The organism is Haematospirillum sp. H1815 (assembly GCF_012102705.1).
Lineage (GTDB): Bacteria > Pseudomonadota > Alphaproteobacteria > Rhodospirillales > Rhodospirillaceae > Haematospirillum.
In genome coordinates this window covers 142,599-157,697 of record NZ_JAAVTA010000005.1, presented here as the reverse complement: position 1 = coordinate 157,697, position 15,099 = coordinate 142,599, and the positions used below count along the sequence as shown (strand labels likewise).

At 54.3% G+C, this 15,099-nt stretch carries 11 protein-coding genes; all 11 read left to right on the top strand.

Going from position 1 to position 15,099, the window contains the following annotated elements:
* Window positions 1-779, top strand: a 779-nt coding sequence (locus tag HEQ60_RS06245) for a phage tail sheath family protein (protein ID WP_209315440.1), incomplete at its 5' end; no start/stop codon positions are given.
* Entirely contained in the window at window positions 779-1,285 is a 507-nt protein-coding gene (locus tag HEQ60_RS06240; protein WP_209315439.1) for a phage major tail tube protein, read from the top strand. The genes HEQ60_RS06245 and HEQ60_RS06240, both read left to right, overlap by 1 nt.
* Before the next feature lie 82 nt (window positions 1,286-1,367).
* A complete protein-coding gene (locus tag HEQ60_RS06235; protein ID WP_066137167.1) occupies window positions 1,368-1,619 on the top strand; it encodes a phage tail assembly protein in 252 nt (83 codons plus the stop codon).
* A 120-nt stretch (window positions 1,620-1,739) separates the two neighbouring features.
* Window positions 1,740-3,620 (top strand): phage tail tape measure protein, encoded by a 1,881-nt coding sequence (locus HEQ60_RS06230; protein WP_168070653.1) that lies wholly within the window; start codon window positions 1,740-1,742, stop codon window positions 3,618-3,620.
* 2 nt (window positions 3,621-3,622) lie between these two features.
* On the top strand, window positions 3,623-4,093 hold the full coding sequence (locus HEQ60_RS06225; RefSeq protein WP_168070651.1) for a phage tail protein: 471 nt from the start codon (window positions 3,623-3,625) through the stop codon (window positions 4,091-4,093).
* A complete protein-coding gene (locus HEQ60_RS06220) occupies window positions 4,062-4,280 on the top strand; it encodes a tail protein X (protein ID WP_416046635.1) in 219 nt (72 codons plus the stop codon). The genes HEQ60_RS06225 and HEQ60_RS06220 overlap by 32 nt, the downstream gene beginning before the upstream one ends.
* Complete coding sequence (locus HEQ60_RS06215) at window positions 4,271-5,278, top strand: phage late control D family protein (protein WP_209315438.1); 1,008 nt, start codon at window positions 4,271-4,273, stop codon at window positions 5,276-5,278. The genes HEQ60_RS06220 and HEQ60_RS06215 overlap by 10 nt, the downstream gene beginning before the upstream one ends.
* A 442-nt stretch (window positions 5,279-5,720) precedes the next feature.
* A complete protein-coding gene (locus tag HEQ60_RS06210; protein WP_168070649.1) occupies window positions 5,721-5,921 on the top strand; it encodes a helix-turn-helix transcriptional regulator in 201 nt (66 codons plus the stop codon).
* A 173-nt stretch (window positions 5,922-6,094) separates the two neighbouring features.
* A complete protein-coding gene (locus HEQ60_RS06205; protein ID WP_168070647.1) occupies window positions 6,095-7,927 on the top strand; it encodes an ABC transporter ATP-binding protein in 1,833 nt (610 codons plus the stop codon).
* A 17-nt stretch (window positions 7,928-7,944) separates the two neighbouring features.
* On the top strand, window positions 7,945-9,747 hold the full coding sequence (locus HEQ60_RS06200) for an ABC transporter ATP-binding protein (protein ID WP_168070645.1): 1,803 nt from the start codon (window positions 7,945-7,947) through the stop codon (window positions 9,745-9,747).
* Between the two features lie 200 nt (window positions 9,748-9,947).
* Window positions 9,948-15,098, top strand: a complete 5,151-nt coding sequence (locus HEQ60_RS06195) for a non-ribosomal peptide synthetase (RefSeq protein ID WP_168070643.1) — start codon at window positions 9,948-9,950, stop codon at window positions 15,096-15,098.
* The last annotated feature ends 1 nt before the right edge of the window (window position 15,099 follow it).

Sequence of the window (15,099 nt, the reverse complement as noted above, 5' to 3'; positions counted from 1 at the left end):
CCGGCTTCACCCACCAGGCTGAAGAAGGACAGGCCAACCCGGTGGTGGCCGAGCTGAAAGGCATTGCCGACCGTCTGCGGGCGATTGTGGTCGCTGATGGCCCCAATACCACCGACGAGGCCGCCCAAGCCTATGCGCGACAGAATGCCGGGACCCGGGTCTACATGATCGATCCGTGGGTCAAGGTTCTCGACCGGTCCGGCGCCGTTGTCGTGCGTCCGGCCTCGGCACGGGTGGCCGGGATCATTGCCCGGGGCGACAACGACCGTGGTTTCTGGTGGTCGCCGTCCAACCAGCCGGTTAACGGCATTGTTGGCACCGCCCGCCCGGTTGATTTCAAGCTGGGTGATACTGCCAGCCGCGCCAACCTGCTGAATGAAAAGGGCATTGCCACCATCATCTGTCAGGATGGGTACCGCCTGTGGGGCAACCGTTCGCTGTCGTCCGATCCCAAGTGGGCGTTCCTGTCGGTGCGCCGTACCGCCGACCTGATCAACGAAAGCCTGCAACGGGCCCACATGTGGGCTGTGGACCGGAATATCACCAAGACCTATGTCCAGGACGTCACCGAAGGCGTCAACGCCTACCTGCGTACCCTGACCAACCTGGGCGCGGTGCTGGGCGGGCGGTGCTGGGCCGATCCGGACCTGAATACCCCGGCCAACATCACCCAGGGCAAAATCTACTTCAACTTCGATTTCACCCCTCCCTATCCGGCGGAGCACATCACGTTCCGTTCCCATCTGGTCAATGATTACATCAAGGAGGCCTTTCACTGATGGCCGCGCGCGACGTTCTGAAAAATATCAACCTGTTCGTTGACGGACGCGGCTATGCCGGACAGATCAGCGAATACAATGCGCCGGAACTGACCTTGGTCACCGAGGATTTCCGGGCTGGTGGCATGGATGTACCAGTAACGCTGGACATGGGCATGGAACCCTTGGAAACCAGCTTCAGCCTGATCAGCTACGACCGCGATGTGCTGGCCCTGTTCGGTGTTGCCGAGGGAAAAAGTGTGCCGTTGACCGTACGAGGTGCCCTGGAATCCTGGGACGGTACGGTCACACCGGTTGTGCACCACATGCGCGGCAAGATCACCAAGATCAGCCGTGGGGCCTGGACGCCCGGCCAGAAGGCCGAGCTGAAAATCACCATGCGACTGGATTACTACCGTGAAGAACACGGTGGTCAGCCGGTTCACGAGATTGATGTCATCAACATGATCCGCAAGGTCAACGGCGAGGATCGCCTGGAAGGCGTACGCCAAGCCTTGTCGATCTGATGGTGTTTCTGGCCGATGGGTCGGGACGCCTATGTTTTCCCGGCCTCCCGGTCGTCTTTTCTCCCAATTTTGGTAAAATACTATGTCTTGTGAAACGACTGATATTGTTCTGGATCGTCCGCTGATGGTGGACGGGACCGAGGTTACAACCGTACGCATGCGTGAACCTACGGTACAGGACCAGATTGCGGCCAGCGAGGTCAAGGGCAGCCCCGCCCGGCAGGAAATCGCCATGATCGCCAATTTGTGTGAAATCACCCCCGATATGGTTCGTCAACTTTCTCTGCGTGATTACAAAAAGTTGCAGCAGGCTTTTCTGGGTTTTACCGAATAAGGGCTGTCGATGTGCGTGCCGGGGTTATTGCCCTGGCCTCGCATACCGGGTGGTCCTGGTCTGAAATCGGCAGCATGCCGACCAGCACTTTTTTATGGTGGATTGAAGGTTTGCCAAAACGTGACACGTGATAAAGAATCGGCCCCTGATATGGGGCCGGAACCGGGTAAGTCCGGTTTTTCCAAGAGCTCTAAAAAAAAACAGGATCAGGTGCCGGTCATGACCCAGGCGGCACCATTAATCCGGGCTGCCGTGAAGGGGGGGACTGCTTCCTCCTCGGGTTTCTCTGTCGGTGCGTCGCGCTCCTCAGTGGATTCCGGCGTTGCATCCGTCATGAAAAATGCTGTCTCCGGATTCTTCTCGCTGTCTTCGGCGTGGGCCGAAAGGGCCGTTGATTTCGATACGGTCATTCAGGAAACCAGCCGCTTGATGCAGGCAGGTCCCGAGGGGGCGCAGCGGCTCTCTGACCTGGCCATTGACACAGCCCGTTCCGGGGAGTGGTCTCCTGTCCAGATCGGGCAGGCCCTGCATGCTGCGGGCCAATCCGGTATGGCCGAAGGGCAGGCGGTTGCCTCGTTACCCGGGGCGTTGCTGATGGCACAGGCCGGAAACATGGTTCCCGCTGATGCAATGGCCCTGTCTACCACAATCCAGAACCGGATGCCGGTTGACCCGTCGGATATGACCCGCATGGCAACCATGCTGGTGCAAACCGCAGGGGATTCGGCACGTGCTGTTCCCCTGCTGGGCCAGGCTCTGGCAACCGTTGGCCCGGATGCGGTTGCCGGCGGTGCCAGCCTGGAACAGGTCACTGCAATGCTGGGTGTGTTGGCCGAAGCCAGTCTGGAGGGCGAAAAAGCGGGCCTGGCTCTTGGTCATGTTATCTCTGGACTGGCGGATCCTTCTTCCGATGTTGCATCTTTGTTGCAGGCAATGGATATCGGTTTGCGGGATGCATCCGGACAGATGCGATCTGTTCCCGATGTGCTTGGCGATCTTGGCCAAGCTATGGCCGACCTTGATGCCTCAGGTCGGGAGCAGCTCACCGGGCGTCTTTTTGGTACCGACCCGGATACTTTCAAGGCGGGGTCGGCCTTGGTTTCTTCTGCCGGTGCCGGTCACCTCCAGGCCCGCACAGAGCAGCTTGCTGCCGTCACCCCTGTGGCGTCTTTACAGGGGGCTGATCTCGATACGCTGGATAACCGCCTTCAGTGCTTGATCAACAAAGCTGACGCTTTTGCCATGGCACTGGGCTCCATGCTGATGCCCTGGATCCGTCCCTTGATGGAAGTGGTAGCAACCATTCGCGAGGTGGCCAAGGTTGTTGGCATGTTTACGGATGCATGCGCGGTACTGCGTGCGGTTGGCACCCTTGTGTGCCCGGTCTTCAATGTGTTGACGGGTATCATGCGGGTGATCGGAACAACCCTGATGGGGCTTGGTCCGGTTTTGAATATGGTTGCCTTGGGTATTCGGGCGGTTGGTATTGCCATGATGGCCAATCCTCTGGGGCTTGTTATCACGGCTATCGCCTTGGCTGCGGGTTTGCTGATTGCTCACTGGGAGCCTGTCGTCGCGTTCTTTTCCGATCTCTGGTCAGGGCTGTCCGATGGTGCGGCCGCAGCGTGGGATGCGATTTGCAGTCTGGTCATGGAAAAGGTCAGATGGCTGACAGATGTGTTGGCCCCCGTGTTTACCCTGTTCGGGTTTGGTGAGCCTGCAACGCAGGCACCACCCATTCTTCCGGCTACTCCGTTGCCGGGTTCACAGTCAGCAGAGCTGGAGCGCTCCGTCGCCGCTTCACAGGTTATCGGGCGCGTAGCTCCTGCAACAGCTGCATCCGGAACCAGCACCACCCATCATGTTACCAACGCAAACACAATCACGATCAATGCCCAGCCCTATCATAACCCGCAGGATATTGTTGATGAAATGGAACGTCGGCAGAAACAGCGCAGCCGGGGTGCCCTGTATGACAGCACACTGGTTTACGAGGCCTGAGAATGTCTGATGTCATGATGCAACTTGGTGCTTATCAATTCAGCATCAGTACTGCGGCGTACCAAACTCTTCGACGCTCTGTTGCATACCGCTGGTCTGCCCAGGATCGTATTGGCCGTTCGGCGGCCTTGCAGTTCACCGGCCTTGGTGAAGACACCCTTACACTGGACGGCGTGATTTTCCCGACCCACAAGCATGTATCCCACCGTGCCCCCGGCACCAGCTTTTCGGCAGAGGCCTTTGCCAAGCCCCATGCTTCCGGAGCCAGTCAGCTTGATGCCATGCGTGAACAGGCGGCCGCGGGGAGGCCTCAGCTGTTGCTGGATGGGCAGGGTCATATTTTGGGGCAATGGGTCATAGAACACATCGAAGAGCAGCAAGATACGTTTGCTCGTGCCGGTGTTGCGCGACGTCAGACATTTAGCCTCAAGCTCAGGAAATATGATGACAACTCTTCAGTACAAAACATGTGATGGTGATACCGTTGATCTGATCGCCTGGACATATTACGGCCGTCGCCGAGGGCGATGTGTGGAACAGCTTCTGGATGCCAACCCCGGACTGGCTGACCGGGGACTGGTCCTGCCAGCAGGGCTGACCGTTTATCTGCCTGACATCCGCGAGCCCGCCTCTGCAGGAGGCATTCGTCTGTGGAACTGAAATACAGACCCGATGTTCGTGTTGTTGCCAACAGCAGCGACATTACAGCACTTATTCGTCAGCGTTTGATTCGCTTGTCCTTGACCGATGAAGCAGGGCTTCAGAGTGATACCCTGGAGCTGGTTCTGGCTGATCATGATCCCCTACAGCCTATTCTTCTGCCAGCATCAGGGGCAGAACTTGAAGTCTGGCTTGGGTATACGGGATCTCTGTCTCGTATGGGGCTTTTTGTCGTTGACGAGATGGAACTTTCCGGTCCCCCGGGCTGTCTTTTCATCAGGGCCAAGGCTGCGATACAAACAGCAACACCGACGGGAAAGCAGTCCCTTTATTCCCAGAAGACACGTTCTTGGCCATTGGATACAGGATTGAGCTCCCTTGTCGAGGGAATTGCTAGCGAACATGGTCTGCGTGCGGCCATTGCGCCGGATATTGATGAAATCCCGATTCCCCATATTGATCAGGTCAATGAGTCGGACATCAATCTTCTGACCCGGCTGGGGCGTGACACAGGACTTGTTATCAAGCCGGCTGATGGCGCGCTTGTTGTTTGTCGTCGTGGACGGGGCATATCCATTACGGGCCAGCCGCTTCCCATCCTTGAGGTACAGCTGCAAGACGTGAAGTCATGGCGCGTATCACTCAGTCAGCGCGAGAAAGCTGGATCTGTCATTGCATTGTATCGTGATGTGGAGGCTGCTGATGACTACGAAGTGGTTGTAGGAGAGGGGGAACCTGTGCGGCGCCTGCGTTATCATTATCCAGACAGGCACAGCGCCGAACAGGCAGCCCGTGCTGAACACGAAAAATCCAGTTCCCTGCAGGGAACATTGTCTCTTGCCCTTGCTGGCAACGGTGCCCTTGTTGCCGAGGGGCGTCTGAAGATCAGGGGGTTTCGTGACAGTGTTGATGGTGAATGGCTGATAACACGTGTGACGCATACTCTTGACGGTAATGGCTATGTGTCTGGTTTGGAGGCTAGTCGCTCTGTAGCATAGTCTTGATTGATGGCTACGTTTCCTGCGCAACTTTTATATAATAAACCATGATCCTGAGTTTCGTATTATTGTATGATATTTCTGGACTACTATAGAGAGAGCTGAATTAATAATGAAGTGACTATGAATAGAGCAACCAACGAAAGTAAGTAACTTTTATTCACCATCATTAATCAATGTTAATAGTTTCTAATTTTTCATTTTTTTCAAAAAATATCTTGATTGTTATAGGTCTCATGCATTATTAGAGTGAATGACTGTTCTTTATAAACAGTTATGATCTCTACTTTTTAAGAGGGAAAATTGCATTTGTATTAAAAAATTAATTATAGTTTAATTTAATTGTTAATATTAAATAGGTTCTTCATTTATTTATCTTGAGAAGTGGTGTGTTTTGTGCGGCATTCCGTAATGAGTAGCCGCCCGGAGAGGAGTATATGAGATGCAGACGAATTCAGAATTTTTTACAGTTGATGATCTTCTGGTTCGGTGGGGTGGAGTTATTGCAAAAGGAACTCTTGCCAATTGGCGGGCAAAAAGAATTGGTCCTGCGTATGTGAAGATTGGTGGCCGTATTCTTTACCCTGTTTCTGTCGTAGAAACGTGGGAAAAGACAAATATGAGAGCCTGTAACGATAATTAATAAAATACTATATATTATAATTGCTTAATATTATTACTAATATTTGTGCGGTGCGCCCTGTCCCGTGAATACATGGTCAGGGCGCCAGCATTTTATAGAAGAGAAAAAATCCTGATCGCATTCTGATTGCTCAGAATGCACTAGAATGCTCCTAACTTCAGCTGCACACTTCTGTGTTCGTTCTTGTGCTGGCGGGAGGTTGGCTGGCTATGGCCATGAAGAGCTTTATCCGGCTGCTGCGCCTGACTGGGCGTTTTCGGTGGCGGTTTGTTGTGGCCTGCCTGCTGTCATCAGTTTCTGTTGCCCTTTCCTTGGCTCCGTTGCTTTTGATATGCCTTTCCGTAGAAGCTCTTTCTTCTGGTCATACCATGAGTTTCTGGATCAGCATTTGCGTTGCCGCTTCTTGCCTTGTGCTGCAACCGGTGTGTGCTGGCCTTGCAACGGGCATTGCCCATGCGGCAGCCTTTGATACGTTGGCTACGATAAGGCATGCCTTATTGCGCAAGTTCAGTCGTTTACCACTTGATTTCTTTTCGTCAAGGCAGACGGGGACCCTTAAGCGGTTGGTCAATGAAGATGTTGAGGCTCTGGAGCTTTTTCTCAGTCATCAGCTCCCTGATATGGTTTCTGCCCTGTTGGCACCCTTGTCAGCTCTCGTCTTTCTGGCAGTGATTGATTGGCGTTTGTCCGTTGCGGCATGTGGCATTGTTCCCTTGGCTGTTACGGCCAATGCCTTGATGATGCGGGGGCATTCCGGAAAGATCAGCCAGTACTTTCGTCTTCTGGGAACGATCAATGCGGCAGCCGTCGAGTACCTACAGGGTATTGATGCCCTGAAAACAGGGGGTCGTGGTCTGCGGAGCATTTGTGTTTTTCGCAATCATGTCTGCGCGTTTCGTGACTTTGCTGTATCTTGGCAGAAGCAGTGGCTTGGCCCGTGGGCGTTTTTCTCTGTTGCAACCGGCGCATCCCTGCTCTTTGTTGTGCCTACAGGAATTTGGCTGGTCTTGCACGCAGGCATTATGCCGATAACAGTGCTGCTTGCCGTTTTTATCGCAACCGGCATCAGCGCTCCTCTGACCAAACTTGTCTTGTATGGAGAGGTCTTTCTGCGGGTCAGCAAGGCTGAACAGGCTATTACCCGGATTTTGGAAGAACCAGAACTTACGACAGAAAGCACGCACCATATTTCGTCTGTTCCTTCATGTGGCTTCAATCTTGAGGCTGTGGGATTTCAGACAGAAGGGGAAGTCCTGTTACGTGACATAAGCCTTGAGATACCAGCGAATCAGACAACTGCACTGGTTGGTGTATCCGGTGCGGGGAAGACATCTCTGGTCCGGCTTCTGGTTCGTCATATCAAGCCGACATCTGGACATATTTCCTTGGCAGGTCGGGGTCTTGATACCTTCACCCCGGAGGAACTGGCGCTGTGTATCGGGCTTATCAACCAAGATATCTTTTTATTCAACGATACGATTGCGGCCAACATTGCCGTAGGTATGAGAAATGTCTCTCATGATGCCATTCTGGCCGCTGCAAGGGCGGCTAATGCCTTGTACTTCATAGAGCAGCTTCCCGAAGGATTTGATACCGTTATTGGTGAAAATGGTGTTCGTTTGTCAGGGGGGGAACGGCAGCGGCTTGCCTTGGCCCGCGCTTTGTTGCGTGATACTCCGGTCCTGATTCTGGACGAGGCAACGTCCCATGTTGATCCGGTTCACGAGGCGCTGATTCAGCAGGCTGTCAATCAATTGGCTGGACGCAAGACAATTCTGGTTGTCTCGCATCGGCTGGATAGTGTGTCGGCTTGTGACAAAATTGCTTTGTTGTCCGATGGTCGCCTAGATGCTGTCGGGACGCACGAGCAACTCCTTGGTTGTTCTTTGCTCTACAGCCGGCTTTGGGCGTTGCAGTGTCGTAACCTGTCCTGGTCACTTGGATGCCAGTCCATGGATGGAGAAAGGCCTCTTGGAATCTCGGCAGGGACTATGGCTGCATCATGAGGAACGGGAGAGCCGATATGATGGTTTTGCTGCGTATCTTGAACCTTTCCGGTGTGGAGCGAGGCGCGATGGTGCGTTCCATTCTGTTCAAGATCTTTGAAAGCGTGGCTGCGGCACTTCCGGTCGGCTTGGCATGCTTGGTGGTTATGGCCCTGATGCAAGATCAGCGTATTGTATCATGGTTACCCTATGCGCTGGACACGATGCCGGCTGTGATGTCTGTAGTTGCTATTTTTGCGGCTCTTTACGGGTTACAATGGGCGTTATCCCATCTTGGGAGCTTGTATGGTTATGGCGCGGGCCTGAACATGACGGCGGATCTGCGTATCCGGATCGCAAAAAAATTACCGTCTTTGCCTCTGTCATGGTTCAACAAGCATGATTCCGGTGAACTGGCTCATATCGTGATGCAGGATATGGTGACGATCGAGCAGGTTCCCGGGCTTGTAATCCCGCGCCTTGTCACGGCCATGACGTTGCCTGTTGTCGCGCTCTCTACCTTGATGTTTCTGGACATACGCATGGGTATGGCGCTGCTCTTTGGTATTGGGTTGTCTATACCGGTCTTGATTCTTGGTCATCGTACCCTGCGTCGGGCTACGCAACGTTACGTGCAGGCCCAGTCTGCCATGAATGCCCGACTGATCGAGTTTATTCGTGGTATTGCCGTTATCAAGTCTTTTGGGTTGGCCAGTGACAGCGAGGCGCGCTGTTATCAAGCTATTGGGTCATTTCGTGATCGTTCACAAGATTTGACATGGTCCTTTGTGCGGCCGATGATCGCCTTTCCGTCTGTCTTGATGCTTGGCTGTATTCTGGTTTTGGCGGGCGGTGCCTATTTTGTGGTGGCAGGAACACTGGAGCTTGCAGTCTGGCCTGTCTTTTTCTTGGTTTCCCTGCGTTTGCTCGGCCCTTTGGCAAATCTCATGGAGTTTTCCGCGCTTGTCCGCCAGATGGAAGCTGCAATGGAGCGCATCATGCTTATTCTGGATGCGCCGTCGGATGAGGTGAGCGGGGATTCCCATCCCATTGATTGTACCGATATCGCTTTCCATAATGTAAACTTTTCGTATGCTGACAAGTTAGATCAGGCTAGGCTCAATGTCGTGGGCCAAGTTGTTGATCTTGATTTTACAATTCCTGCTAATACGGTGACGGCTATTGTTGGCATGACGGGTTCCGGGAAAAGCACCTTGGCCCGGCTTCTGGCCCGGCAGTATAAGCCTGCCTGTGGGCAGATCATGATCGGTGGTGTTGATCTGGCGGTAATACCGGATCAGCAGCTGTATGGCCTTGTTTCTGTTGTGTCCCAGACCGTAACCCTGTTTACGGAAACGGTGGCGGATTCCATTCGTGCAGGCCGACTGGATGCCTGTGATGATGATGTAGTCAAGGCCGCCCGGGCAGCGCGCTGCCACGATTTTATCATGCGATTGCCTGATGGTTACAACACGGTCCTTACCGGCGCCGGTGCGGCACTGTCTGGGGGAGAGAGGCAGCGCATTGCTTTGGCCCGGGCCTTTCTGCAGGACAGCCCAATTCTTGTCCTGGATGAAGTGACGTCTGCACTGGATATTGAGAATGAGCGCCTTATACAGGAGGCGCTGGAAGATCTTGTGCATAACAGAACTGTTCTGGTTATTGCACATCGTTTGTGGACAATATGCAATGCACACCAGATTTTGGTCATGGATCGTGGGCGCATTGTCGAACGTGGATCTCATTCAGAGTTGATTGGTGGCGTAGGCGTATACAATAATCTTTGGTCTGCCCTTGCATCCGCACCGGGGTGGCATGGCTCTGGAGCCAATGTGGCCTGAATCGTGCATTGTGTCTTCCGATCTCTATAATACCCTAGCCCTCTGCAAACAGGGCAGAAAAATGCTGGGTGTTTTATCAGAAAACTCTTTTAGTCCCGATTGCGATGCATTGATAACTAATCGCAATAGAGATTGGTGCCAACATGCCGTCATGTACACCGTCCGTGATTGTACGGCGTTTGTACCCGGGAGCGTTGGTGATGTTGGAACATGTTGCGGTGATGAGGGAAGGTTGTGCCGTCAGGAGTGCTGGCCAAGATGATAACGAACGCCACCATCCTTTCCCCCTGACCGATATCCAGCACGCTTATTGGGTTGGTCGCAGCAGCTCCTTGGAACTGGGGAATGTGGCCTGTCATGTTTATTTTGAATGGGCCTTGAGCGCATTGGATGTGCAAAGGCTAGAAAAAGCTTGGAACGAGGTTATTCGGCGTCACGATATGATGCGTGCCATCATCCAATCTGATGGACGCCAGCGTATTCTGCCCGAAGTGCCTTGGTATACAGTAATGGTTGATAGCCTTGGCACAGAGGAGGCTGACCAAGCTGTATCCATGACGCGTGACAGGATGTCCCGCCAGGTTCTGGATGCAGGGACATGGCCATTGTTCGAGATGCGTGTTACCCGGCTTTCGGATGTCTGCTTTCATCTGCATCTTGATATTGATCTCTTGATGTTTGACGTCCAGAGCTTCCACGTATTTCTTGCGGATCTTGAGCGCTTGTATGCGGGGATGCCTGTTGACCCGCCGCCTTCTTTTTCATTTCGTGACTATGTTCTTGCAACAGAGAAGAGACGTGGGACGCCGGCCTGGAATGAGGCCCGCTCATGGTGGCTTCAGCGTCTTCCTGATATGGCACCTCCTCCTGATCTTCCCCTTGCTGTCGCGCCTGTATCCCTTCCTTTCCCACGCTTCCGCAGACACATCCGGAGCTTGGCCCCACAGGCTTGGTCACGCCTTGTTCATCGTGCGGCAGAGCATGGCTTGACCGGATCCGCTGTCCTTCTGGCAGTATTCTCTGAAGTTCTAGCATACTGGTCACGGTCTCCCCGTTTTACGGTCAATCTGACGCATTTCAACCGCGAACGCCTGCATCCGGATGTGATGCGGCTGGTCGGTGATTTTACCTCGGTCCTTCTGGTCACGGTTGATTGTACCGAGAACAAATCCCTCTATGAGCGGGCCCAACATATACAGAAGGAGATGTGGGGCGGACTGGCGCACCGGGTCTACTCCGGTGTTGATGTCATGCGTGATGTGTCGCGTTTGTCCGGAACTGTGGATGCCGGACGCATGCCGGTGGTCTTTACCAGCCTGCTTGGCATGGATATTGATCACTTGGCTGATATGGAACGGGAAGGGGCGTTGCTTGGCGAGCCAATATGCCTAGAAACGGCAACACCGCAGGTTTGGCTTGATCACCAGGTTATGGTGCGGCGTGGCGAATTGGTTTGGAACTGGATTGTTATCGAAGACCTTTTTCCGCCGGGGCTGGTCGAGGGCATGATGGATGCCTATGACAGGCTTCTGGCTTCTCTGGTTGATTCTGAACAGGCCTGGCCGCAGCCTGTTGGTTCTTTGCTGACAGCGGCCCAGTTGGAGCCACGCCAGAGCGCGAATGCAACCGATACGCCGTTCGAGCCATTCCTTCTTCATCACCCCGTTTTTGAGCATGGACAGAACCAGAACAGCCTTTTAGCGTGTGCACCTGCTCTGTTCCATGGAGCGGAGTGTCTTGACTATGCGACGTTGTTGCAGCGTTCGGAACAACTTGCGGCTTGTCTGGACATAGAGCCTGGCGATTCTGTGGCGGTTGTTCTGCCGAAAGGCCCGGAACAAATTATTGCCGTTCTGGCTGTCCTCGAGGCCGGTGGAATCTATGTGCCTGTTGCACTTGATACGCCACGGGCCCGTCTGGCACAGGTTCTTGACAGTGCGGGTGTGCAGCTTGTGCTGTGTCATCAAGAGTATGCTGTGCCCAATCATATGCGTTGTCTTGATCCCTCTCTTCCCGTTATTCCCAGGCCGGGTCGTCTACCTGTGTGTCAGCTGCGTCAACCAGAAGATCTGGCCTACGTTATCTATACATCTGGATCAACCGGAATACCCAAGGGGGTTATGATCAGTCATCGGGCTGCTGCCAACACCGTGGCTGATATCAGTTATCGCTTTGGTGTTGGTCCACACGACCGGGTTCTTGCTCTTTCATCTCTGGCCTTTGACCTGTCTGTTTACGATATTTTTGGTGTTCTGGGGGCGGGTGGGGCACTGGTTCTTCCAGATGAAGACCAGCGCCTTGATCCCCTGCACTGGGCTGACCTGATGGATCGTCATTGTGTGACGATCTGGAACACGGTCCCGGCCCTTCTGGAGCTGTTGGTTGATGTGCTGGAAAAGGGACAGGCGCAAACACCCCGGGGTCTGCGCCTTGTTCTTCTGTCCGGTGACTGGATTCCGGTTGGCCTGCCGGGGCGGTTGAGGGCTTTGTTTCCCGATGTCCGTATTATTGCCATGGGTGGTGCGACGGAGGCTTCGATCTGGTCCAACTGGTTCGAGATCAAGAATGTTGATCCGGCGTGGCGTTCCATTCCCTATGGGTTCCCGCTGTCCAACCAGCGTTACCACGTTCTTGACCGAAGATGGCGGGATCGACCGGACTATGTCGCCGGGGACCTTTATATTGCCGGGGCTGGTCTGGCGGATGGCTATCAGAATGACCCGGAAAAAACAGCACAATCTTTTGTACAACACCCACAAACAGGTGAGCGACTGTACCGAACTGGAGATATGGCCTGCTATTGGCCTGATGGTACTCTGGAGTTCCTGGGAAGGGAGGACAATCAGGTCAAGGTCGCCGGTCAGCGCATTGAACTGGGCGATATTGAGGCTGCCTTGATCCATGCCAGCGGAGTTCGTGATGCGGTCGCTGTTTTCACACCCGGGGTATCTGGCGGCAGTGGTGGACGTATTACGGCCTTTGTTGTCCCTGTTCCTGTGCCGGCTGCCAATTCTGCATTCTCCCTTCTCCCATCCTTGTCGGCGGATCGATATCAAAGGGCATGTGAGGCGTTGTCGGTCCCGGTTCCCGGTCTTGGCCCTGATATCCAGGCCTGCGCAAAAGCTTTTGGTGTTGCAGGGGATCGTCTGGCTTTGTCTGTGATGGAAACAGTGCTGGCCCGACGGAATGTGTTTGACGGTCCTGTTCCGCTAACCATGCCAGAGATCATGCGCCGCAGTGGTGTTGCCGAGCGTTATGCCGGTCTTCTGGAACAGTGGATCAAGGCATTGGTTGCGGCAGATGTACTGGTAGAGGTAGATGCTGGCAGCTTCTCAGTCCTGCGGCCCTTGCGGTGCGATCCTGATGCCGGGCAGGCATTACTACAAGACTTAAAGTTTGTAGAGGCTGACTTTGAGAATTTCCGGATTACGGACTGGGTCGAGGCGTGTATTGCGCATTGTGACGAACTTCTGGATGGCCACCTTGATCCGGTTGAAGTTCTGTTTCCCGGTGGGGACAGTGCCTTGGCGGGTGATCTTTACCGCCATAATCCCTTGTCAGCTCCTTATGGGATGATGGTTGCCGCAGCGGTTCGTGCTTTTGCAGATGCGGCCCCTGATTCCACTGTATCCGTTATCGAAGTTGGTGCCGGAACCGGTGGAACAACAGCCCATGTTCTGCCTGCCTTGGATCCGGGGCGCAGTGAATATCTGTTTACAGATATCTCGCCCTTCTTTCTGGATCACTCCCGCTCCGGTTTCTCTGATTGCTCGTTTCTGCGTACAACATGCTGGGATATTTCCAGGCCCCCATCTTCTGCGGGGCTGGGAGAGCACAGTGCGGATATCGTTGTAGCCAGCAATGTTCTGCACGATGTGCGTGATATTCCGGTAGCCCTTGCCAACCTTCGTTCGGTGTTGAAGCCGGGCGGGCTCCTGGTCCTGCGCGAGGCAACACGACACAACCTGTTGCAGCTGATGACAGCCGGTTTTCTTGAAGGATTTGGCCATTTCACGGACTTCCGCCGCGATGATGGTCGGCCATTGGTTGATGCGGAAACTTGGTGTCGCGTTCTGGAAGACGCAGGTTTCCTTGTCCCCTGTGTTTGCGACGGTGGTGCAGCCTGGGCTGGCCAGCATGTTTTTGTTGCCCGTACTCCCGACCGGGCTGTTTCCCTCGATCAGTCTGCCTTGGTGCGTGAATTGTCGGAATACCTGCCTCCCGGCATGCTGCCATCGTCTTTTATTGTTCTGGACCGGTTCCCGCTGGGTCTGAATGGCAAGGTAGATCGCAAGGCATTGGCCTTGCTGGTACCATCTGTTACGGCAGGCTGTTCAGCGGATGCCGCGTATACGCCCCTTGAAAAGACCATTGCCACGGTGTGGGCGGATATTCTGGGTAATATGCCCGGCCCCGGGGATAATTTCTTCCTGTCAGGAGGAGACAGTCTGCTGGCCACGCATTTGATCAGCACGCTGCGAACGATGGGCTGTGGTACTCCAACGCTGCGTCTTTTGTTCGAAAATCCGGTTCTGCGTGATTTTGCGGTCGCACTGCATGAATCTGGTGCTGTTCCATTGTTGGAGCCTGATAATTTACCGGCTGTCTTACATCTAAAGACGGGCGGGGACGTAAAAGCACACTTGATCCTGCTGCCCGGCAGTGATGGCATGGCCACTCTTTTTGCGCCTCTGGCGGCACGGCTTGACGCTACGATAGCGGTGACAGCCCTGCGGGCACCGGGGCTTGCCAAGGGTGAACAGCCGGCTTGCACCCTGCCTGATCTTGTTCAGTATTTCAGGGGGGTGATTGGCCAGTTATCTTCTGGCTTGGGTTCATGTCCCCTGTATTTGGGCGGGTGGTCTTTTGGTGCCTTGGCCATTCCCGGCCTGATATCCGCCCTGAAAGATGATGGTCTTTCTGTTGCCGGATCTGTTCTGTTGGATCCACCACCTGTCGGTGCCTTTGCCCCCGGCCGCCCCGATCCCTCTGGCATGCCGGCTGCCCCGGAAACATCGTCTGTCTTGATGACCTTGCTGGGCATCCAGGAAGCCGATCTTGACCACAAGCAGGAGCAAGCACTGGTCCAGCGTTTTGCTACCATGGTTCAGGCCCATCGTACGGCGATGCAAGACATACCCACACCTTTTGTTGATCCACCAAGCCTGGTGATTACGGCCACAGAGGTGCCTCCGGAATGGCAGTATCTCCCCGTCTGGCCCGCTGGAATTGCCCCTGTCCTGCCAGTCCAGGGGAACCACTGGAGCCTTCTTACAGATCCTGTTGCTCTCGATGCCCTGGCCCAAGCCATTGAAACCATCATCCGCTGTCCGGCGCATACCCGGTCATAGC